At 69.2% G+C, this 22,104-nt stretch carries 17 protein-coding genes; 11 read left to right on the forward strand and 6 right to left on the reverse strand.

The genetic code is table 11. The annotated features are described in order from the left end of the window. Positions 1-43: 43 nt before the first annotated feature. On the reverse strand, positions 44-712 hold the full coding sequence (locus tag JNX00_RS18065; RefSeq protein WP_070397128.1) for a helix-turn-helix transcriptional regulator: 669 nt from the start codon (positions 710-712) through the stop codon (positions 44-46). A gap of 144 nt (positions 713-856) precedes the next feature. Between JNX00_RS18065 and JNX00_RS18070 the strand changes: the two genes are divergently transcribed. Together JNX00_RS18070 and JNX00_RS18075 are read left to right on the forward strand one after the other, a co-directional pair. Further along, positions 857-2,143, forward strand: coding sequence for a HAMP domain-containing sensor histidine kinase (locus tag JNX00_RS18070; protein WP_239478174.1), 1,287 nt, complete (start codon positions 857-859; stop codon positions 2,141-2,143). Continuing rightward, complete coding sequence (locus JNX00_RS18075; protein WP_083292756.1) at positions 2,134-3,120, forward strand: response regulator; 987 nt, start codon at positions 2,134-2,136, stop codon at positions 3,118-3,120. The genes JNX00_RS18070 and JNX00_RS18075 overlap by 10 nt, the downstream gene beginning before the upstream one ends. Before the next feature lie 32 nt (positions 3,121-3,152). Here the strand turns inward: JNX00_RS18075 and cqsA are convergent, their stop codons facing one another. Then, positions 3,153-4,394 carry an alpha-hydroxyketone-type quorum-sensing autoinducer synthase gene (gene cqsA / locus JNX00_RS18080; protein ID WP_204743078.1) on the reverse strand — a complete coding sequence of 414 codons (1,242 nt, stop codon included), beginning with the start codon at positions 4,392-4,394 and terminating at the stop codon, positions 3,153-3,155. Between the two features lie 497 nt (positions 4,395-4,891). Between cqsA and JNX00_RS18085 the strand changes: the two genes are divergently transcribed. The 6 genes from JNX00_RS18085 to JNX00_RS18110 all read left to right on the forward strand — a co-directional run bounded on the left by JNX00_RS18085 (position 4,892) and on the right by JNX00_RS18110 (position 13,936). After that, positions 4,892-6,010, forward strand: a complete 1,119-nt coding sequence (locus JNX00_RS18085) for a TRAP transporter substrate-binding protein (RefSeq protein ID WP_070397125.1) — start codon at positions 4,892-4,894, stop codon at positions 6,008-6,010. A 64-nt stretch (positions 6,011-6,074) separates the two neighbouring features. Next, positions 6,075-6,695 (forward strand): TRAP transporter small permease subunit, encoded by a 621-nt coding sequence (locus JNX00_RS18090; RefSeq protein ID WP_204743079.1) that lies wholly within the window; start codon positions 6,075-6,077, stop codon positions 6,693-6,695. After that, a complete protein-coding gene (locus JNX00_RS18095; RefSeq protein ID WP_204743080.1) occupies positions 6,695-8,698 on the forward strand; it encodes a TRAP transporter large permease subunit in 2,004 nt (667 codons plus the stop codon). Before JNX00_RS18090 ends, JNX00_RS18095 begins: the two co-directional genes overlap by 1 nt. 133 nt (positions 8,699-8,831) lie before the next feature. Continuing rightward, positions 8,832-9,713, forward strand: a complete 882-nt coding sequence (locus tag JNX00_RS18100; RefSeq protein ID WP_204743081.1) for a PPK2 family polyphosphate kinase — start codon at positions 8,832-8,834, stop codon at positions 9,711-9,713. 22 nt (positions 9,714-9,735) lie between these two features. Beyond that, positions 9,736-13,029: a fused isobutyryl-CoA mutase/GTPase IcmF gene (icmF, locus tag JNX00_RS18105; protein ID WP_204743082.1), complete on the forward strand. Its 3,294-nt coding sequence runs from the start codon at positions 9,736-9,738 to the stop codon at positions 13,027-13,029. Positions 13,030-13,042: 13 nt separating this feature from the next. After that, positions 13,043-13,936, forward strand: a complete 894-nt coding sequence (locus JNX00_RS18110) for a diacylglycerol kinase family protein (protein WP_204743083.1) — start codon at positions 13,043-13,045, stop codon at positions 13,934-13,936. Here JNX00_RS18110 and JNX00_RS18115 read toward each other — a convergent pair whose 3' ends face one another. Then, positions 13,937-15,211 (reverse strand): right-handed parallel beta-helix repeat-containing protein, encoded by a 1,275-nt coding sequence (locus tag JNX00_RS18115; protein ID WP_139146898.1) that lies wholly within the window; start codon positions 15,209-15,211, stop codon positions 13,937-13,939. Between the two features lie 125 nt (positions 15,212-15,336). Here JNX00_RS18115 and rocF point away from each other — a divergent pair, with 125 nt between their 5' ends. Beyond that, complete coding sequence (rocF, locus tag JNX00_RS18120; RefSeq protein ID WP_204743084.1) at positions 15,337-16,272, forward strand: arginase; 936 nt, start codon at positions 15,337-15,339, stop codon at positions 16,270-16,272. Positions 16,273-16,353: 81 nt separating this feature from the next. Here rocF and JNX00_RS18125 read toward each other — a convergent pair whose 3' ends face one another. Together JNX00_RS18125 and JNX00_RS18130 are read right to left on the reverse strand one after the other, a co-directional pair. Then, positions 16,354-16,653 (reverse strand): antibiotic biosynthesis monooxygenase family protein, encoded by a 300-nt coding sequence (locus JNX00_RS18125; protein ID WP_070397117.1) that lies wholly within the window; start codon positions 16,651-16,653, stop codon positions 16,354-16,356. Then, positions 16,598-18,328, reverse strand: coding sequence for a GMC family oxidoreductase N-terminal domain-containing protein (locus tag JNX00_RS18130; RefSeq protein WP_239478175.1), 1,731 nt, complete (start codon positions 18,326-18,328; stop codon positions 16,598-16,600). The genes JNX00_RS18125 and JNX00_RS18130 overlap by 56 nt, the downstream gene beginning before the upstream one ends. A gap of 162 nt (positions 18,329-18,490) precedes the next feature. Between JNX00_RS18130 and JNX00_RS18135 the strand changes: the two genes are divergently transcribed. Both JNX00_RS18135 and gorA read left to right on the forward strand, forming a co-directional pair. Further along, positions 18,491-19,348, forward strand: coding sequence for a 3-hydroxybutyryl-CoA dehydrogenase (locus JNX00_RS18135; RefSeq protein WP_204743085.1), 858 nt, complete (start codon positions 18,491-18,493; stop codon positions 19,346-19,348). A gap of 50 nt (positions 19,349-19,398) precedes the next feature. Continuing rightward, entirely contained in the window at positions 19,399-20,802 is a 1,404-nt protein-coding gene (gene gorA, locus JNX00_RS18140) for a glutathione-disulfide reductase (RefSeq protein ID WP_204743086.1), read from the forward strand. Positions 20,803-20,836: 34 nt separating this feature from the next. Here the strand turns inward: gorA and JNX00_RS18145 are convergent, their stop codons facing one another. Continuing rightward, positions 20,837-22,087: an MgtC/SapB family protein gene (locus JNX00_RS18145; protein WP_239478176.1), complete on the reverse strand. Its 1,251-nt coding sequence runs from the start codon at positions 22,085-22,087 to the stop codon at positions 20,837-20,839. Between the last annotated feature and the right edge of the window lie 17 nt (positions 22,088-22,104).

Below are 22,104 nucleotides of genomic sequence, written 5' to 3' on the forward strand. Positions count from 1 at the left end.
GGAACCGGTCCGACCGGGCTCCCCCTGGATAGGGTGGTGGGGGTCAAATCAGGCCGAGCCAGCAGGCCCGCTGCACGGCGCCGAGCTTGTTGTCGGTCTGCAGCTTGGCCATGGCGTTGGCCAGGTGGTAGTTCACGGTGCGCTCCGAGCAGTCCATGCGCAACGCGGTTTCGCGCGCGGTCAGGCCCTCGAAGGCCAGGTTGAGGCTTTCCAGCTCGCGCGGGCTCAGGCTCACGCGCTGCTCGGCCAGGGCGCGCTTGAGCATGGGCCAGACATTGAAGACCGACCAGGCCAGCGTGGCGGCCTCCAGGCGGCTGTCGTAGGCACGCGGGCTGAACATGAAACACTCGAAGGCCCGGCCGGCCGGCAAGGGGAAGGCCACCCGCACCAGGCTCTGCTGGCCGTGGGCCAGAAACAGGCGCCGCCAGCGGCTGGAATGCTCGGCGGCCGACTTGGAAATATCCTGCCACGCCACCAGGGGTGCGTCGCTTTCACGCCAGCTCGCGCCAAAATCCACGCTGGCCGCCAAGGCCTCGGCGGGTGCGAGCATGCGGGGGGGATGCACGGCCAGCAACTCGCGGCGCTCGCGTGGGCCCAGGGGGTCCGGGCCCAGCACCAGCACCACCTCCACCCCCTGTTCGCGCAGCGCCATCAGCCAGTCGGCCAGGATGCTGTCGACGCCCACACTGTCAAAGTTGACAGGGAGTGTCATGGGCGCGAGGCCTCGCGAGGTTGCAGAATGCGCGCAACCCGGGCGTCGGAGGCGACGCCCGCGAGAGGCCAGTCAGGACAGGAGACCATATTGCGGCTGAACCGGTTGCAGTGGAAAAGCGGGTGGGCAAGGTGGCGGCAGTGGTTGCTCGACGAAGTCGTGCACACGCCGCTGGAGCCCATTTTGCACCCATCGCCGCGCCGGCTGGTGTGGATCGGCTTCTTCACGTTCAGCGGGCACCTGCTGATCTACTGGATCTGGGCGCACGCCGTGCCCCAGCCCTACGAGAACCCGCTGGCCCGGCTCCTGATGGCGTTCACGGCGCTCATCTACCTCATGCCCAGCCTGCGCCGCGACCCGACCTCGGCCGCCAGCGGGCGCCTGTTCAGCCTGGCCACCTGGATCCAGCTGCCGTGGTTCTTCACCTGGATGTACGCCATGAACGGCGGCAACCCCGCCTGGCTGGGCAGCGTTGCGGCCATGGTCCTCATCTATTACCACGCCACCGACTGGCGCCTGGCCACGCTGGGCCTGCTCACCGGCGGTGCGGCGGGGCTGTACTCGGCGCACCTCATGGGCGCCAGCCCCGTGGGTCCGGAGCAGCCCCTGGCCAACGTGGTCGTGATCGCCTTCGCCTGGACCATGGGCCTGATGCTGGGCATCTCCAGCGCCAACCTGCGCCGCGCCCGGCTGCTCAATACCCTCTCCACCATGGGCGTGATGGCGCATGAACTGCGCACCCCCCTGGCCACCGTGAACCTGATGGGCGACGTGCTGCGCAACCTCTCGCAGCACGACGTGAGCGACGCCAAGCGCAAGAAGTTCGAGGAACTGGCCACGCGGCTGCAAAACCTGGTGCGCAGCATGAACCGCCAGATCGACACCCAGATCTCCAACGCCCAGCTGCTGCGCCTGCCCCGCGAACAAAGCACCATCCAGGCGGCCGAGCTGGTGCAGGAGGTGGTGGCCAACTACCCCTACCGCAGCTCGCGCGAGCGCGACTGCGTGCGCGTGCAGGTGCAGCAGGACTTCTGCTTCCTCGGTTCGCGCTCGCTGTTCGCCCAGGTGGTGATCAACCTGCTGAAGAACGCCCTGCACGCCTTGGCGGCCGCCAGCCACGCGCCGCAACCGGGCGATTTGCGGGTCAACGTGGGCATCCACCACGGCAAGGGCCGCATCGCCGTCTCGGACGACGGCGTCGGCATTTCGCACGAGTTGCAGAATCGCATCTTCGAACCTTTTTATTCCTCGCAGGCCGGCGCAGGCAACGGACTGGGCCTCACCTTCTGCAAGAACGTGGTCGAGGCCGCGCGCGGCCGCCTCAGCGTGCACTCCGAACCCGGACTGGGCGCCGTCTTCATGATCGACCTGCCCCTGACCGCCACGGCGCCCGTTCGGCCCGCCGCCACCGCCCAATCCCAATGGCTCTGACCCTCTCCCTCTTCCAGCGCCCAGGCGGCGTCCTCTTCCTGGACGACGACCCGGACTACCTCGAAATGCTCGGCATGGTGGTGCCCGCCCAGACCCAGGTGGAGCTCTACTCCCGGCCCTCCGGGTTCCTGGCCCGCATGCAGGCCGAGCCCGCGCACTGGGAGGCCGACGCCGCCCTGCAATTGCAGATGATCGACCGCTGGCGCCAGGGACAGCCCCTCATTCCCCAGGTCCTGCGCTATTGGGCCAGCCGCCCCGAGCGCTACCACCTGGCCCAGGTCTGTGTGGTCGACTACGCCATGCCCGGCACCGACGGCCTGACGGTGCTCAACACCCTGCTCGACTGGCCGGGCGCGCGCGTGCTGCTGACCGGCCAGGCCGACGAGCAGATCGCCATCCAGGCCTTCAACAATGGCCTGATCGACCAGTTCGTGCCGAAACAGGCCACCGACATCACCCGCCACCTGCTGGGCGTGCTGCGCCGCCTGGCCCAGGCGCCCCACCCGCGGCTGAACACCCTGTGGCGCGGCGTGCTGCGGCCCAATCAGCTGTCGCTGCTGCAAATCCCTTCGGTGGCGCAGTGGCTGCGCGACTACACCCACCACCACTGGGTGGAGTACGTGGTGATCGGCGAGCCCTTCGGCCTGATCGGCCTGGACATGGCCGGCCAGGTGCACTGGCTGCAGCTCGAACCCACCTCCAGCCTGCCCGACCTGGCCGATCTCGCCGCCTCGGCCGCCTTGGGCATGGAGGTGGTGCAGGCCATCCGCGCCGGCCAGCGGCTGGCGGCGGTGGAACTGCACCAGCAGCTCGCCCTGCCCGGGCGGGTGCGCACAGCGCCGGCCATCGCCATCGGCGAGGACGGCCTGCTCATGGCCGCGCCCTTCCAGCTCGAAGGGACCGAATTGCCCCAGCCCATTTACCCGTACCGCAACTTCCTGCAGTCCGAGAACCACCGCATGGTGCAGGACCACTGAGGCGCCAGGCGGCGCGAGTCCGCCCGTGCCCCTCAGTCGACCGCGCCCGCCCGCGCGCGGCGGGCGATCGGCCACTCCCAGGGCTGCACGATGGGCGCCACCTCGCGCAGCACCGCCTCGATGTGCCCGATCTCGGCCTCGGTGAGCGCGGCATTCAGCGTCAGTCGCACCATGGCGCGGTTGCGGCTGGTGGCGGGAGCACAGAAGATGGCGCCGAACAGGCCGCGGGCTTCCAGCTCATCGCGCAGGCGCATGGTCCCGGACTCGGTGCCGGCCTCCAGCGCAATGATCTGCTCGCTGCCCTGGTGGATGGGGTAGCCCATGTCGCTGATGCTGGCGCGCAGGCGCCGGGTGATGGCCATGAGCCGCTCGCGTGCCGCGTCGGCGCGCTGCAGCACGCCCACGGTAGCGCGCAGGCCGGCCACCTCGTGCGGCAGCAGGCAGGAGCTGAAGATGTTCGGGAAACTGGAGCTCAGCACGTAGTAGCGCATGCTGGCCGGCATGGTGAAAAAGCCAGCGCGCCCGGCCATCGCCTTGGCCAGGCTGGCGGTGATGAAGTGCACCCGGTCGGTCAGGCCCAGTTCGGCGCACAGACCGGCGCCGCGCGGGCCATGGGTGCCCAGCGAATGCGATTCGTCGACCAGGATCATGGCACCGTGCTTCTCCACCACCTCGACCATCTCGCGCAGCGGGCAGACGGCGCCGGTCGTGCTGTAGACCGAGTCCACCACCACCACGCCCGGGCCCTTCTTGGTCAACACCCGGTCCAGGTGGTCCGGATCGTTGTGGCGAAACGGAGAAGCGGGTGCCCGCGCCGCATGGGCGCCTTCCCACAGCGAGGTATGGGCCATGGTGTCGATGTAGACCGGCGTGTCGGCGTTGGCGATGGCCTGCAGAAGGCCCACGTTGGCCGAGTAGCCCGATTGGCAAATCAGGCCGTCCTCCTTGCCCACCCAGTTCGCCATCTCCAGTTCCAGGGCCCGCGAGGGGTGCTGCGCCAGCAGAAACACGCCCGACTGCACCACGAATTCCGAGTTGCGGGTGAGGGCCGCGACCTGTGCCGAAACGATGTCCGGGTGGCCGGTCACGCTCAGGTAGTCGTTGCCGTCCAGGCGCACCGCGTTGGGACCGGGCTGGCTGCCGTGCAACACGAATTTGCCGCCCCAGTCCCCCTCCCAGCGGGGCAGAAAGTCCCGCTCCAGACGCGCGCGCAAAGCGGGGTTGAGCGGCGGATCTTTCGGCGCCGCGAGTTCGAGTATTCCCAACGTTGTCATGGAGTTCCCTTTAAAGACCCAGGACTCCATTGAAAAAAGAAATGTGTGACGGATCGCACAAACCCTGTCAGGATTGACAGGGGGCTTGACGCTTTCGTCTCAACTTTGAGTTTGGAAAACCGACCAGTGGTCGGGCAGGCGCTTCTTTTTCGCAACATGTTGTGGCTGGGTTTCGCATTCGGTTACGCGTCCAGCCCGCCACTCCCACGCCTTTTCGGCTGCACTGCAGCAGCACCAGATCGGTGCCATTGGCGCCGGCGGGCCGACACCCGCCCTGAGACACACGCAGCGCCACAATTCACATTATGAAATTTTGAAGAATTTCATCGCCCGCTTCAAAAAAATTCACGCGGTTCACTGACCGCCGTCCCCTTCGCTGGCAGAAGGCGGACAAGAGGCTGACACCGTGCCACACGCTCCGTGAAAACCCTGTCTTGGTAAGCATGCACCCGGAAGGATGATGCCCGCTCCACCTGACCCTCACTGGAGACAAACCGATGTCCGAGAAGAAAACCGTCACGTCCCGTCGCGGCGTGCTCAAGGGTGCCGCCGTCGCCACCGGCGCCATGGCCGTGCCCATGGTGGCCACCGCGCAAACCACCACGCTTCGCTTCCAGTCCACTTGGCCCGCCAAGGACATCTTCCACGAGTACGCCAACGACTTCGCCAAGAAAGTCAACGACATGGCGGGCAACCGCCTCAAGATCGAGGTGCTGCCCGCTGGCGCGGTGGTGCCGGCCTTCCAACTGCTGGAAGCGGTGTCCAAGGGCACGCTGGACGGCGGCCACGGCGTGATCGCCTACCACTACGGCAAGAACTCGGCCCTGGCCCTCTGGGGTTCCGGCCCCGCCTTCGGCATGGACCCGAACATGGTGCTGGCCTGGCACTACTACGGCGGCGGCAAGGACCTGGTGGACGAGATCTACAAGTCCCTGAACATGGACGTCGCGTCCTTCCTCTATGGCCCCATGCCCTGCCAGCCCCTGGGCTGGTTCAAGAAGCCGGTGGCCAAGGTCGAGGACATGAAAGGCCTGAAGTTCCGCACCGTGGGCCTGGCCGTGGACGTGTTCACCGCCATGGGCACCGCGGTTAACCCGCTGCCCGGCGGTGAGATCGTTCCCGCCCTGGACCGCGGCCTGATCGACGCGGCCGAGTTCAACAACGCCTCGTCCGATCGCGTGCTGGGTTTCGCCGACGTGGCCAAGAACTGCATGCTGCAGAGCTTCCACCAGAGCGGCGAGCAGTTCGAGATCCTGTTCAACGGCGCCAAGTACAAGGCCCTCAACGGCGAACTCAAGGCCATCATCGACTACGCGGTGCAGGCCGCCAGTGCCGACATGAGCTGGAAGGCCATCCACCGCAACAGCGAGGACTACATCGAACTCAAGAAAGCCGGTGTCAAATTCTTCAAGACGCCCGACCCGGTGCTGCGCGCGCAGCTCGCGGCCTGGGACGCGACCATCGCCAAGAAGTCCGGCGAGAACCCGCTGTTCAAGAAGGTGCTCGACTCGCAGAAGGCCTTTGCCGCCCGCGCGGGCCAGTGGCAGAACGATTACACGGTCGATTTCAAGATGGCCTACAACCACTACTTCGGCCGCGGCGCCAAGAAGAGCTGATCACCGACAGCCAGCCCAGGAAAGGGCGCCCCCTTGGGCGCCCTTTCTGTTTCCGGGGAACCCCATGCAAAAACTACTTCTCACGGTCGACGCCATATCGACCTGGTTCGGCAAGGCCTGCGCCTGGACGGTGGTGCTCCTGACGGCGCTGATCACCTGGGAGGTCTTCTCCCGCTACGTGCTCAACACCCCGCACGCCTGGGTGCTCGACGCCCAGATCATGCTGTACGGCGTGCTCTTCATGACCGCCGGCGCCTACACCCTGGCCAAGAACGGCCACGTGCGCGGCGACGTGCTCTATGGCTTCTTCCGCCCGCGCACGCAGGCCTCGATCGACCTCGCGCTGTACATCCTGTTCTTTCTGCCGGGCGTCATCGCACTCACCTGGGCGGGCTGGACCTTCGCCAACGAATCGCTCGCGATCCGCGAGCAGACCTTCAACGCCGACCCGCTCCCGGTCTACCCCTTCAAGTTCTTCGTGCCCATCGCCGGCGCCTTCCTGCTGCTGCAGGGCATCGCCGAGATCATCCGTTGCGTGATCTGCCTTCGCACCGGCGCCTGGCCCAGCAAGGAAGAGGACGTCGAAGAGGTCGACGTCGACAAGCTCAAGGAAATGGTGCACGTGAAAGACGCCGACATCGAAGCCCTGGACCAGACGCTGGTCACCAAGAAAGGTGGTCAGTGATGGCGATCCGCAAGGAACTCTGGTTCGGCTTCACGCTGATGGGCATCATCGTGGCCGGCGTGCTGGCCATGGTGTTCAGCGTCGACACCATGACCAACGGCCACTACGGCCTGCTCATGCTCTCGCTGGTGGTGGTGGCCATCATGCTGGGCTTTCCCACCGCCTTCACGCTCATGGGCATGGGCATGATCTTCACCTTCTTTGCCTACCACTCGGGCAACCAGACCGCGGCCGGCGCGATCACGCAGACGCTGGATCTGATGGTGCAGCGCGCTTTCTCGGTGATGGCCAGCGACGTGCTGATCGCCATCCCCCTGTTCGTGTTCATGGGCTACCTGGTCGAGCGGGCGAACCTGATCGAGAAGCTGTTTCGCAGCCTGCACCTGTCGCTGGCGCGCGTGCCGGGCTCCCTGGCCGTGGCCACGCTGGTCACCTGCGCGGTGTTCGCCACGGCCACCGGCATCGTCGGGGCGGTGGTCACGCTCATGGGCCTGCTGGCACTGCCGCAGATGCTCAAGGGCGGCTACGACACGCGATTGGCGGCGGGCGCCATCACCGCAGGCGGCTGCCTGGGTATCCTGATCCCGCCGTCGGTGCTGCTCATCGTCTACGGCGCCACCGCCGGTGTCTCCGTGGTCAAGCTGTACGCTGGCGCGTTCTTCCCCGGACTCATGCTGGCGGGCCTGTACATCGTGTACGTGATCGTCATGGCCAAGCTCAAGCCGACCTGGGCACCGCCCCTGACGGCCGAGCAGCGGCGCGTGCCGCTGCCCGAACCTCTGCTGAGGGTGGGCGCCACCGCCGGCAAGTCGGCCCTGCTCGGCCTGCTGTCGGCGCTCAAGGGCCGCAACAACCAGGGCGTGTCCACCGGCTACCTGCTGCGCCAACTCGGCGTGGTGCTGTTGCCAGCGGTCCTGTTCGTGGCCGTGGCGGTGCTCAGCTACCCCAGCGCCAAGCCGCTGGCGGCCGATGTGCCGGCCGGTCTGGTGCCCCTGGGCCTGGGCGGCGGTGCGCCGGACAGCGGCGGCGGCCTCGCCGAGCCACCGGGCGCCGACGACCAGGGACTGGCCGAGCCCGATGGCGGACTGAGCGAGCCGCCCAGCAGCGAAGGCGGGGATGGACTCGCCGAGCCGCCTTCCGCGGACCAGCCCGAGGCGCTGGGCGAGCCCGCGACCGGCGGCCTCGCCGAGCCTTCGGCGACGCCGGCTGGCGCGGCTGACGGCACCTCGGGCGCCGACGCCGCTCAGGGCGGCGCGGGCAGTGGCTACTGGATCGGCGTGGCCGTGGGAGCGCTCGCGCTCGCCGTGTTCTACGCGCTGTTCAGCTACGCCAGGGTCGAGATCTTCAAGATGCTGCTCGCCAGCTTCTTCCCGCTGATGGTGCTCATCCTGGCCGTTCTCGGCTCCATCGTGTTCGGCCTGGCGACGCCCACCGAAGCGGCCGCTGTCGGCGCCTTCGGCGGTGTTCTCCTGGCGGCCGCCTATCGGCAGCTCACTTTCAGCGTGGTCAAGGAAAGCGTCTTCCTCACGGCCAAGACGAGTGCGATGGTGTGCTGGCTGTTCGTGGGCTCGGCCATCTTCTCGGCCGCCTTCGCGCTGCTGGGCGGACAGGAGCTGGTCGAGCAATGGGTGCTGGGCATGAACCTGTCCAAGACAGAGTTCCTGATCCTGTCGCAGGTGATCATCTTCATCCTGGGCTGGCCGCTCGAATGGACCGAGATCATCGTGATCTTCATGCCCATCTTCATCCCGCTGCTGGACAACTTCGGTGTCGACCCGCTGTTCTTCGGCCTTCTGGTGGCGCTGAACCTGCAGACCGCCTTCCTGAGCCCACCGGTGGCCATGAGCGCGTTCTACCTGAAGGGCGTCGCGCCGAAGCACGTGACGCTGAATCAGATCTTCGCCGGCATGATTCCCTTCATGGGCATACAGATCATCGCCATCGTTCTGCTGTATCTGTTCCCCGGGATCGGCCTGTGGCTGCCCTCGGTGCTCTACAACTGACCACCGCTCATCCCGCACAGGGGCGCTTCGGCGCCCCTTTTTTTCTGGTTTGCCGCTACCATTGACGTTTACGTTAACGTCAATTCGACCAAGCCCGGTTAGGATACCCGTCGCGCCCCCGCCAAGACCCGCCATGCCCAGCCCCAGCGACCTCCGTCTGCCCTTCCCCGCGTCGGTGCTGCGCGCGCCCAAGGGCTCGGCCTGGCACCGCTGGCAGATCGACCCGGAGACCGCGCGGCCCCAGGTCTCGCTCAAGTCGCTCGATCCCGCCGAGAAGCCCTTTTCGGGCGGTGACAAGGCCGCCGACAAGGCCGCGGTGGAACGGCTGGCCGACGAGATCGACCAGTTGCAGAACGTGTTCCACCCCGACGCGCGCTACAAGCTGCTGGTGGTGCTGCAGGGCACCGACACCGCCGGCAAGGACGGCACCGTGCGCGGCGTGTTCGGCCGCACCAGCCCGCTGGGCGTGCGCACCGTGGGCTGGAAGGCGCCCAGCGAGGCCGAGCGCGCGCACGACTACCTCTGGCGCATCCACCAAGCCATGCCCGGCAACGGCGAGATCGTGGTCTTCAACCGCAGCCACTACGAGGACGTGCTGGTGCCCGTGGTCAATGGCTGGATCGACAAGGCCCAGACCCAGCAGCGCTACGCGCACATCAACGACTTCGAGCGCCTGCTGGCCGAGACCGGCACCGTGGTGCTGAAATTCATGCTGCACATCGGCTTCGACGAACAGCGCCAGCGCCTGCAGGACCGCATCGACGACCCCGAGAAGCACTGGAAGTTCAGCCTGGGCGACCTCGAGGTGCGCAAGCAGTGGGGCGCGTACCAGAAGGCCTACGAGGACTTTCTGGAAGTCACCAGCACGCCCTGGGCGCCCTGGACCGTGGTGCCCGCCAACAGCAAGACCCACCGCAACCTGATGGTCGCCACCATCGTGCGCGACACCCTGCAGCGACTGGCGCTGCGCTTCCCGCCCGACGACCCCGCGCTGAAAAATCTGCGCGTCGAATGAATCCACCCCAGAGAGACGAGCCATGACCCAGCTGAGCGCCGACTACCAGGCCCTGACCCAGTACCGCCCCAAGCACAAGGTGCGCTTCGTCACCGCGGCCAGCCTGTTCGACGGGCACGACGCGGCCATCAACATCATGCGGCGCATCCTGCAGGGCATGGGCGCCGAGGTGATCCACCTCGGACACAACCGCAGCGTGGACGAGGTGGTCACCGCCGCGCTGCAGGAAGACGTGCAGGGCATCGCCATCAGCAGCTACCAGGGCGGACACGTCGAGTACTTCAAGTACATGGTGGACCTGCTCAAGCAGCGCGGCGGCGCGCACATCCAGGTCTTCGGCGGTGGCGGCGGCGTGATCGTGCCGAGCGAAATCCAGGAACTGCAGGCCTACGGCGTGGCGCGCATCTACAGCCCCGAGGACGGCCAGCGCATGGGCCTGCAGGGCATGATCGGCGAGATGGTCATGCGCTGCGACCACGACCTCTCATCGCACGCGCCCAAAGCCTTGAAGGCCATCCAGGGCCATGGCGAGATGCACTGGCGCGCGCTGGCCCAGCTCATCACCGTGATCGAGAACGGCCAGGCCGATGCCGCGCTGGTGCAGGCCGTGCGCGAGGCCGCCGCGCAGGTGAAGGCGCCGGTGCTCGGCATCACGGGCACCGGCGGCGCGGGCAAGTCCTCGCTCACCGACGAACTCATCCGCCGCCTGCGCCTGGACCAGGGCGACGCCGCGCGCGCGGCCGTCATCAGCATCGACCCCTCGCGGCGCAAGAGCGGCGGCGCTCTGCTGGGCGACCGCATCCGCATGAACGCCATCGCGCCGTGGCAGAACGGTCCACGCGTCTTCATGCGCTCCCTGGCCACGCGCGACTTCGGCAGCGAGATCAGCGCCGCCCTGCCCGACGTGATCGCCGCCTGCAAGGCCGCGGGCTTCGACCTCGTGATCGTGGAGACCTCAGGCATCGGCCAGGGCGACGCGGCCATCGTGCCGCACGTGGATGTGCCGCTGTACGTGATGACGCCCGAGTTCGGCGCCGCCAGCCAGCTCGAGAAGATCGACATGCTGGACTTCGCCGAGTTCGTGGCCATCAACAAGTTCGACCGCAAGGGCGCGGCCGATGCCTTGCGCGACGTCGCCAAGCAGGTGCAGCGCAACAAGGAGGCCTGGGGCAAACGAGCGGACGAGATGCCCGTCTTCGGCACCATGGCCGCGCGCTTCAACGACGACGGCGTGACCGCGCTGTACCAGGCGCTCAAGCCCCGCCTGGCCGGGCTGGGCCTGGCGCTGAAGGAGGGCAGCCTGCCCGTGGTGGACGTGCGCCACAGCACCAACCAGACCCCCGTGGTGCCGCCCGCGCGCACGCGCTACCTGGCCGAGATCGCCGACACCGTGCGCGGCTACAAGAAGTCCGTGCGCGAACAGGCGCGCCTGGCACGCGAGATCCAGCAGCTGCAGGCCACGGCGGGCATGCTGCGCAAGGACAAGCCCGAGCGCGCCCGCGCCGCCGAAGCGGTGATCGACCTGGCCCAGGTGCGCGAACTCGACCAGGACCCGGGCGCGCGCAAGCTGCTGGCGCAGTGGCCCGACATGCAGAAGGCCTACGCGGGCGACGAGTACGTGGTGAAGATCCGCGACAAGGAGATCCGCACGGCGCTCACCACCAAAAGCCTGTCGGGCACAGTGATTCGCAAGGTCGCGCTGCCGCCTTACGAAGACCACGGCGAACTGCTCAAGTGGCTGATGCTGGAGAACGTGCCCGGCAGCTTCCCCTACACCGCCGGCACCTTCGCCTTCAAGCGCGAAGGGGAGGACCCCACGCGCATGTTCGCCGGCGAGGGCGACCCCTTCCGCACCAACCGGCGCTTCCGGCTGCTGTCCGAAGGCATGCCGGCCAAGCGCCTGTCCACCGCCTTCGACTCGGTCACGCTCTACGGCAACGACCCCGACCCGCGCCCGGACATCTACGGCAAGGTCGGCAACTCGGGCGTGAGCATCGCCACGCTGGACGACATGAAGGTGCTCTACGGCGGCTTCGACCTCTGCCACCCGGCCACCTCCGTGTCCATGACCATCAACGGCCCGGCCCCCACCATCCTGGCCATGTTCATGAACACGGCGATCGACCAGAACCTGGAGAAGTTCCAGGCCGACAACGGCCGCGAGCCCACCGCCACCGAGGCCGCCAAGATCCGCGAATGGGTGCTGGCCAATGTGCGCGGCACGGTGCAGGCCGACATCCTGAAGGAAGACCAGGGCCAGAACACCTGCATCTTCAGCACCGAGTTCAGCCTCAAGGTCATGGGCGACATCGCCAGCTACTTCGTGCACCACGACGTGCGCAACTTCTACTCGGTGTCCATCAGCGGCTACCACATCGCCGAGGCCGGGGCCAACCCGATCAGCCAGCTCGCCTTCACGCTATCGAACGGCTTCACCTTCGTGGAGGCCTACCTCGCGCGCGGCATGCACATCGACGACTTCGCGCCCAACCTGAGCTTCTTCTTCAGCAACGGCATGGACCCCGAGTACACCGTGATGGGCCGCGTGGCGAGGCGCATCTGGGCCGTGGCCATGCGCGACAAGTACGGCGCCAACGAGCGCAGCCAGAAGCTCAAGTACCACATCCAGACCAGCGGGCGCAGCCTGCACGCGCAGGAAATCCAGTTCAACGACATCCGCACCACCCTGCAGGCGCTGATCGCCATCTACGACAACTGCAACAGCCTGCACACCAACGCGTTCGACGAGGCCATCACCACGCCCACCGAAGACTCGGTGCGCCGCGCCATGGCGATCCAGCTCATCATCAACCGCGAGTGGGGTCTGGCCAAGAACGAGAACCCCAGCCAGGGCAGCTTCATCATCGAGGAGCTGACCGAACTGGTGGAGGAGGCGGTGCTGGCCGAGTTCGAGCGCATCGCCGAGCGCGGCGGCGTGCTCGGGGCCATGGAGACCGGCTACCAGCGCGGCCGCATCCAGGACGAGTCGATGCACTACGAGATGCTCAAGCACACCGGCGAGCTGCCCATCATCGGCGTGAACACCTTCCGCAACCCGCACGGCGACCCGATCCCGCAGTCGCTGGAGCTGGCGCGCTCCACCGAAGACGAAAAGCAAAGCCAGCTCAAGCGCTTGCAGGACTTCCACGCGCGCCACGCGGCCGAGTCGCCCGCGATGCTGGCGCGCCTCAAGCGCGCCGTGATCGAGAACAGCAACGTGTTCGAGGTGCTGATGGACGCGGTGCGCTGCTGTTCGCTGGGTCAGATCACCAACGCGCTGTTCGAGGTGGGCGGCCAGTACCGGCGCAACATGTGACGGCGCCGCCTCCGTGCGCGCCGTCCTCTTCAACCCCGCCGCCCGCGCCGGTCGGGCCTCGGCCCTGCTGCCCGGGCTGCGCCGCGCCCTGCCCGCCGACGTGGCCCTGCACGTGCCCGACAGCGCCGAGGCGGCGCTCGCCGTGCTGCACGCCCTGCCCCCCGGCAGCCGCGTGGTGGCCGTGGGCGGCGATGGCACCCTGCACCGCTGGCTGCCCGCGCTCATCGCGCGCGACCACGAGCTGGGCCTGGTGCCCCTGGGCAGCGGCAACGACGTGGCGCGCGCGCTCGGCCTGGGGCGGGAGGCGCCGCTGGCCTGGCTGTCGCACGCGCTCAACGCCCCGCCCAGCTTCATGGACCTCGGCCTGGCCCTCTGGCACGACGGCCAGGGCCGCCCGCACGAGACACCTTTCATCTCCAGCCTGAGCGCGGGCTTCGACGCCGCCGTGGCGCGCCGTGCCATCGACGGCCCGCCCCACCTGCGCGGCCTGCCGCGTTACCTCTGGGCCACGCTGCGCGAGCTCGCGGCCCTGCGCACCTGGGCGCTGGACATCACCGTGGACGGCGAGCACCTGCACAGCGGCCCCGCCCTGTTCGCGGCCAGCCTGAACACGCCCAGCTTCGGTGGCGGCATGCCCGCCACGCCGGGCGCGCGCACGCACGACGGCCTGCTCAACCTGTTGCTGGCCGGGCCTTTCACACGCGGCGGCGCGCTGCGCATGCTGCCGCGCCTGCTGCGCGGCCGCCACCTGGGCCACCCCCGCATCCACACCCAGGCCTTCGAGGCCCTGCTGATCCTGGCCCGGGGCGACCTGCCGCTGGCCGCCGATGGCGAATGGCTGGGCTTGGCCCGCTCCGTCCAGGTGGTGGTGCGACCCTCGGCGCTGCGCGTGGTGCGCAAGGGCTGATCAGGGCGCCGACTGCAGGGCCCCGGCCACCCGGCTTGCGCCGGTGATGGCGCGCAGCACGAAGGGGCTGGGCGTGTCGTTCACATAGGCCGCGTCCGGCACGCCCGACAGGCCGATGCGGGCCTGCAGCGTGGCGTTGGGCCAGAAGTTCGGCGCACCCACGTTGCTGGCGCCGGGGATGTTGGCCGCCGTGTCGAAGACGTTCTGGCTCTGGCCCACGCTGCCGCTGGAGAAGCCGCCGGCGATCAGCGTGGGGCTGCCCGTGCCCGCGAACAGGTTGGCGGTGAGGCTCACGGTGCTGGCGCCGCTGGCCACGTACAGGTAGCCGCCGCCCGATCGCGTGCTCACCAGGGTGTTGTGCACCAGCTGCAGCGAGCGCGAGGGGTTGGTGTAGCCCTCGAAGCCATAGGCGACGAGGTAGGCGTTGTCGGCGTTCGGGCCCTTCTGCATGAGGTTGCCGCGCAGGACGACCTGGCCACCGTTCGGGAAGTCGGTCTGGTAGCTGGCGGTGCCGCTGGGGCCATCCATGAAGTAGCTGTTCTCGATCAGGTTGTCGCGCGCGCGGCTCTTCAGGTTGTGCCCGATGCGGGCCTGGCGGAAGAAGCTGGCGCGCACCACCAGGCGGTCGATCTGGTTGACGTAGAGGTTGTGCGTGTAGCCGTCGCCGCGCCCGTTGCCCGCGAACTCGGTGTAGCTGATATCGATGCTGCCGTTGCCCGGGTTGGCCAGCAGGCCGTTCTCGTTGTCGTAGAAGCCGCTGTTGAGGATGCGCAAGGTGCCGCTGGTGTGCTCGGCGCGGATGCCGGCGCCGTTCTGGTCGGGCACGGTGGCGTTGTGGAAGGAAATGCCGTCCACCGTGACGTTGGCGCCACCGATGACCCAGATGCCCTTGCCGCGCGCGTTCTGGCCGTCGGCGTACATGCGCGCGGGGCCGCCCGCGCCGCAGATGGTCAGGTTGCCGGCCGTCCATTGCGCGACGGCGGCCGAGCCGCGGTAGTCGCCCGCGCTGATGCGGATGGTGTCGCCCGACTGGGCGGCGGCCGCGGCGGCGGCGGGCGAGGCATAGGTTTTGCCAGGGCCCACCTCAAGCACGCGGCCGGCCGGGCTGGCGCAGGCATTGCCCAGGCCAGGGCCCGCGCCCGGGGGCAAAGGCGTCACGCTGGAGGGCGGCAGAGGAGAAGACGGGGACTGGCCGGGGCCATCGGAGCCACCGCCACCGCCGCAAGCGGCCAGGCCGGCGAGCAGCGCGGGAATGCACAAGAGACGAAGGAGCATACGGGCGCGGGGCCGGGCGGTGGCCCGGCGCAGGAGATGGGACGGGGGAGTATCCGGTGTCGGATGGCCCCCTGCGCCCCGCGCAGGGTAGCGATTCGTAACAGTCGCGCGGAGAATGCCGAGCCATGCAAGCCCCCATCACGCTCATCGGCGCGCCCACCGACATCGGCGCTGGCGCGCGCGGCGCGTCCATGGGCCCCGAGGCCCTGCGCGTGGCCGGCCTCGTGGCCGTTCTGCAGGCCCAGGGCCTCAGGGTGCACGACCGCGGCAACCTGTCCGGCCCGGCCAACCCCTGGCGTCCGCCACAAGGCGGCTACCGTCACATCGAGGAGGTGGCGGCCTGGAACCAGAGCCTGCACGGCGCCGTGCTGGACGAGCTGCGCGCCGGCCACCTGCCCATCGTGCTGGGCGGCGACCACTGCCTGGGCCTGGGCTCTATCAGCGCGGTGGCCCGGCATTGCCGCGAAAGACACAAAAAGTTGCGTGTGCTGTGGCTGGACGCGCACGCCGACTTCAACACCGCCGGCCTCACGCCCAGCGGCAACCTGCACGGCATGCCGGTGGCCCTGCTGTGTGGCCTGGGCCCGCCCGAACTCACGGGCATCGGCGGCCACACGCCCGCGATCCGCCCGCAGGACATCCGCCAGATCGGCATCCGCAGCGTGGACGCGGGCGAGAAACGCCTGGTGCACGAGCACGGGCTGGAGGTGTTCGACATGCGCACCATCGACGAGATGGGCATGCGCCGCACCATGGAGCTGGCGCTGGCCGGCGTCGACGGCGACACCCACCTGCACGTGAGTTTTGACGTCGATTTCCTGGACCCGGAGATCGCGCCCGGCGTGGGCACCACGGTGCGCGGCGGCCCCACCTACCGCGAGGCGCAGCTGTGCATGGAAATGATCGCGGACACCGGCCGGCTGGCCTCGCTCGACGTGATGGAGCTGAACCCGGCGCTGGACGTGCGCAACCGCACGGCCGAACTGGCGGTGGATCTCGTGGAAAGCCTGTTCGGCAAGTCCACCCTCATGAGAAAGCAAGCACCGGCGCGCGTGACTTGATCGAGGATGCCGCGGAACCGGCTCTGCCGGGCCGCGGCATCGCCCCCTGGGGGGAGACGCGCGCAGCGCGGCGCAGGGGGGTCAACTCTTGCCCACCAGCTCCAGGTGCTCCACCACCGGCGGCTGCGCGAAGAACGGCCCGACGATGGCGCGCCATTCGGCGAAGGCCGGCGAGCCGCGGAAGCCTACGGTGTGGTCCTCCAGCGTGTCCCAGTAGATCATCAGCAGGTAGCGGCCCGGGCTTTCGATGCTGCGGTTGACCTTGAAGCCCTGGAAGCCCTTGGCCGTCGAGATGACGGTGCTCGCGCCGCGCAGGATGGCTTCCTCAAACGCCGAGGCCTTTGAGGGGTCGATGCGGATGTCCGCGTGTTCCAGGATCATGGGCTGTCTCCGTTGTTGACTCGGCCGCGGCGCGGCGCGCGGCGCGGATCATATCCACCGCCTTCTCGGCGATCATGATCACGGGGGCATTGGTGTTGCCGCTGACGATGCGCGGCATCACCGAGGCGTCGACCACGCGCAGGCCGCGCACGCCGTGCACGCGCAGCTGCGGGTCCACCACGGCGCCCTCGCCCGGTCCCCCGCTCGACCCACCCATCGGCCCCATCCGACAGGTGCCCACGGGGTGGTAAATGGTGTCGGCGTGGCCGCGCACGAACTGTTCGATCTGCGCCTCGCTCCGTGCATCGGCCGAGGCCCGCGACTCCACACCGCCGAAGCGAGCCAGCGCGGGCTGGTTCAGCAGTTGCCGCATGCGCTGGAAGCCGCGCACCAGGCGTGCGGTGTCGTCCGGGTCGCTCAGGAAGGCCGGGTCGATCAGCGGCATCACCTGCGGGTCGCGGCTGGCCAGGCGCAGCGTGCCCCGGCTCTTGGGGCGCAACAGGCACACATGGCACGAGTAGCCGTGACCGAACACCGTCTTGCGCCCATGGTCCACCAGCTTGCCGATGACGAAGTGCAGCTGCAGGTCGGGAATGGCCTCGTCGGGCGAGCTGCGGATGAAGCCGCCCGCCTCGGCGAAGTTGGTCGTGAGCAAGCCGGTGCGCGTGCGCCGCCACTCGACGATGCCGCGCAGCGCCGCCAGCGCGCCCCGCAGCGACAGGCCGAACAGCTCGGTCGCGCGCGGCGCGCTGACCACCTGCACCACGTCCACGTGGTCGTGCAGGTGGGCGCCCACGTCGGGCAGGTGGTGCGCCACGCGGATGCCCCGTTCGCGCAGGTGATCGCCCGGCCCGATGCCCGAGAGCATGAGCAGCTGCGGCGAGCCGAAGGCGCCGGCGCTGAGCACCACCTCGCCACCGTCGCGGCAGCGCGCCAACTGCAGGGGGCCGCGCCCGCCGCTGGCACGGTACTCCACGGCCACGGCGCGCGGCGACTGGCCGGCCTCCTCGTCCAGCACCACGCGGCAGACCAGCGCGTCGGTGATGACCGTGAGGTTGGGCCGGCCCAGGTGCGGCGTGAGATAGGCCTTGGCCGCGCTGAAGCGCTCGCCGTGCTGGTGCGTGACCTGGTAGTGGCCGATGCCTTCCTGTTCGGCGCCGTTGAAGTCGGCGTTGATCGGGTAGCCCGCCTCGCGCCCGGCCGCGATGAAGTGCGGCACGAAGGGGTTGGGGCTGGTGAGGTCGCGCACGTTCAGCGGGCCGCCGGTGCCGTGGAAGGGGTCGGCGCCGCGCTCGTTGTGCTCGGCGCGCTTGAAGATCGGCAGCACGTCGGACCAGGCCCAGCCCGGGTTGCCCGCGGCGGCCCAGGCGTCGTAGTCGCTGGGGTGGCCGCGCGCGTAGATCATGGCATTCACCGAACTGGAGCCGCCCAGCACCTTGCCGCGCGGCTGGTAGCCGCGCCGCCCGTTCAGGCCGGGCTGGGGCACGGTCTCGTAGCACCAGTTGGCCTGCCCGTTCTTGGCCAGCACCGCCAGCCCGGCGGGGCAGTGGATGAGCACGCTGCGGTCGGGCGGCCCGGCCTCGATGAGGGCCACGCGCAGAGCCGGGTCCTCGCTGAGCCGGCCGGCCAGCACGCAGCCGGCCGATCCGCCGCCCACGATGATCACGTCGTACATGCTGTCTCCTGCATTGCCGCCGGGACCCGGGTGGGTACGCGACAATCGGCGGCCAAGGTAGCAGGCGCCCCCTTCGCGGTGTAGGCAGGCCTGCCTAGCCAAGACGCCCGCGCCACGCGGGTTTCCCCTGATCCCCACCCCTTTCTCTCCGAGGTTCTTCGCATGAGCAGCAACAGCATCCAGACGGTCGGCATCATCGGCTCGGGCACCATGGGCAACGGCATCGCCCAGGCCTGCGCCACCAGCGGCATCCGCGTGGTGATGGTCGACATCGCGCAGGCCGCGCTGGACAAAGGCCTGGCCACCGTGGCCGCCAGCCTGGACCGGCTGATCAAGAAGGAGAAGCTGACGGCCGAAGGCAAGGCCCAGGCGCTGTCGCTCATCCGGGCCAGCACGAACTACGAGGACCTCAAGGGCGCGCAGCTCGTGATCGAGGCCGCCACCGAGAACGAAGGCCTCAAGCTCAAGATCCTGCAGCAGCTCGACGCGCTGCTCGCGCCCGAGGTGATCGTCGCCACCAACACCAGTTCGATCAGCATCACCCAACTGGCCGCCGCCACGAAGCGCGCCGACCGCTTCATCGGCATGCACTTCTTCAACCCCGTGCCCATGATGGCGCTGGTGGAGATCATCCGCGGCCTGCAGACCAGCGACGCCACGCACGCCACGGTGAAGGCCCTGGCCGAGGCCCTGGGCAAAACGCCCATCACGGTGAAGAACGCGCCGGGCTTCGTGGTCAACCGCATCCTGGTGCCCATGATCAACGAAGCCTTCTTCGTGCTGGCCGAAGGACTGGCCACAGCCGAGGACATCGACGCCGGCATGAAGCTGGGCACCAACCAGCCCATCGGTCCGTTGGCGCTGGCCGACATGATCGGCCTGGACGTGTGCCTGGCGGTCATGAACGTCTACGTCGAGGAATACAACGACAGCAAGTACCGCCCCTGCCCGCTGCTCAAGGAAATGGTGGCCGCGGGCTACCTGGGGCGCAAGACGGGGCGCGGGGTGTACACGTACTGACGATGGCCCGGCGCGCGCCGGGCCTTTGATGGCGGCCTACCATCACCCCCATGAGCGCATACGACTTCGATCTCTTCGTCATTGGCGGTGGCAGCGGCGGCGTGCGCGCCGCCCGCATGGCCGCGCAGCGCGGCCAGCGCGTGGCCCTGGCCGAGGTGCTGGGCACCGACGGCCTGGGCGGCACCTGCGTCAACGTGGGCTGCATACCCAAGAAGCTGTACAGCTACGCCGCGCACTACCACGAAGCCTTCGAGGAAGCGGCCGGCTTCGGCTGGCGCGTCGGAGAAGCCCATTTCGACTGGGCCACGCTGAAGGCCAACCGGGCCAAGGAGATCGCGCGCCTGAACGGCGTCTACGCCAACCTGCTCAGCGGCTCCGGCGTCACGCGGCTCGACGGCTTCGCGCGCCTGGCCGGCGACCATGAGATCGAACTCGCCACGCTGCACGCCGACGGCTCACCGGGCCACCAGCGCTTCAGCGCCGCCCACATCCTGATCGCCACCGGCGGCACGCCCCACGTGCCGCACTTCAGCGGGCGCGAGCACGTGATCACCAGCAACGAGGTGTTCGACCTCGACCCCTTCCCGCGGCGCCTGCTCATCGTCGGCGGCGGCTACATCGCCTGCGAGTTCGCCTCCATCTTCAACGGCCTGGGCGCGCGGGTGACGCAGCTCTACCGCGGCGAGCAGGTGCTGCGCGGCTTCGACGACGAGATCCGCCACTTCGCGGCGGGCGAGATGGCCAAGGCCGGCGTGGACCTGCGCCTCAACGCCGGCGTGGTGGACATCCGCAAGACCCCCGACGGCCTGGTGGTGCGCTGCGAGGACGGCAATACCTTCACCGTGGACGCCGCGCTCTACGCCACCGGCCGGGTCCCCAACACCCAGGGGCTCGGGCTGGACACCGCGGGCGTGGCCCAGGGCGCCAAGGGCGAGGTGCTCGTCAACGGGCGCTACCAGACCAACGTGCCGCACATCCGCGCCATCGGCGACGTGACCGACCGCGTACAGCTCACGCCCGTGGCGCTGGGCGAGGCCATGGTGGTGGTGGACGACATCTGCGGCCCCGCGCCCGGCAAGGCCGCGCGCGAGATGAGCTACGACTTCGTGCCCACCGCCGTCTTCACGCACCCCAGCATCGGCACCGTGGGCCTCACAGAAGCCCAGGCGCGCGAGCGCTTTGGCGATGTCACCGTCTTCCGCAGCGAATTCAAGGCCTTGAAGCACACCCTGTCGGGCCGCACCGAGCGCACGCTGATGAAGCTGGTGGTGGACACCCAGAGCGACCGCGTGGTCGGCCTGCACATGGTCGGCGCCGAAGCGGGCGAGATCGTGCAGGGCTTCGCCGTCGCGCTCAAGGCCGGCGCCACCAAGGCGGTGTTCGACAGCACCATCGGCATCCACCCGACGGCGGCCGAGGAGTTCGTCACCATGCGCGAGCCGGTGCGCCGCTGAGCGGACGGCGGGACTCGCGTCCCCCTCGGCCCCCTCAGCCCCACCAGGCCAGCAGGGCCACGCCCAGCAGCGTGTGCAGCCACAGCCCCGGCGCCAGCCAGCGCAGGTAGGCCCAGCCGCCCGATGCGAACGCAGTGACCGACTTGCTGCCCGCGTGCACCAGCAGCACCAGCATCAACGCGCGCCGAGACCCTTCAGCGGGCGCCGCGTCGCTGAACACCGCCGCCACCGAGGCGTGCAGATCGGCCAGGGCGCCCACCACGGCGCCGGCCATCAAGCCCGCCTGGCCCAGCCAGGTCTGCAGACCGTGCACCAGGGCCTGCACGGCCGCCAGCAGCACCGCCACGGCCAGCGCGCCACCCAGGCTGAACATGCGGTCGTCGCGCGCGCTCGGTAAGGCCTCGGTGCGCGGGGTGGCGCCCGTCACCACCACGTCCTTGACCTCGCCACGCACGAGCCACCAGCCCCAGGCCAGCGCCAGCGTGGCGGCCACCAGCACAGGCAGCCACAGCACCGGCAGCCAGGCCGGGCGCACGGCGGCCGCCACCAGCAGCAGCTGCAACTGCGTCGACACGCAAGACAGCAGGCCACCGCCGGCCATGGCGCGCGCGGGGGCGCTGCCCTCGCGCGCCGCCAGGCCCATGCTGGCGATGGTGGCGGTGCTCGACACGAAGCCCGAGGCCAGCGCCGACAGCGCCACCGCGTGCCGCGTGGCCAGCAACCGGCGCGCCAGGTGGGCCGCCGACTGCAGGGTCAGCAGCAGGGCCAGCAAGGTGCCGATGGTGCGCGGGTTGAGCGCCTCGCCCCACAGCGGCCGATCGGGCAGCAGGGGCAGGCCCAACAGCACCAGCGCCACCAGCAATAGGCCGTCGCGCAGCTCGGCCGCCCGCAGCCAGTGGTTGACGAAACGGTGGGCGCGATCGCGCACCGCCAGCACCACGGTCAAGCCCACGGCCAGGCCCGCCGCCAGCGCGGCGCTGTGCGCGCTCAACACGCCGACCAGGTAGGTCAGCAGCAAGGCCACTTCGGTGGTCACGCCGGGGTCCTCGGAACGGTCCTTCAGGTAGGCCACCAGGCCCAGGCCCGCGACGAAGGCCGCGCCCGCCACCACAATGCCGCTGAGCCCGGTGAGCGCCGCGGCGGCGCCCGTGACGCAGGTGAGCGCAAAACTGCGCAGGCCGGCCAGGGCGCGCGTCGGCCCCGCGCCCTTGCGCCGCTCGCGCTCGATGCCCACCAGCAGGCCGCAGCCCAGCGCCACGGCCAGGGTGGCGGCCGCGTGGGACAAATCGGGGGAGTTCAGGC

The sequence above is a fragment of the Hydrogenophaga sp. YM1 genome, assembly GCF_016903055.1.
Classification (GTDB): domain Bacteria; phylum Pseudomonadota; class Gammaproteobacteria; order Burkholderiales; family Burkholderiaceae_C; genus Hydrogenophaga; species Hydrogenophaga borbori.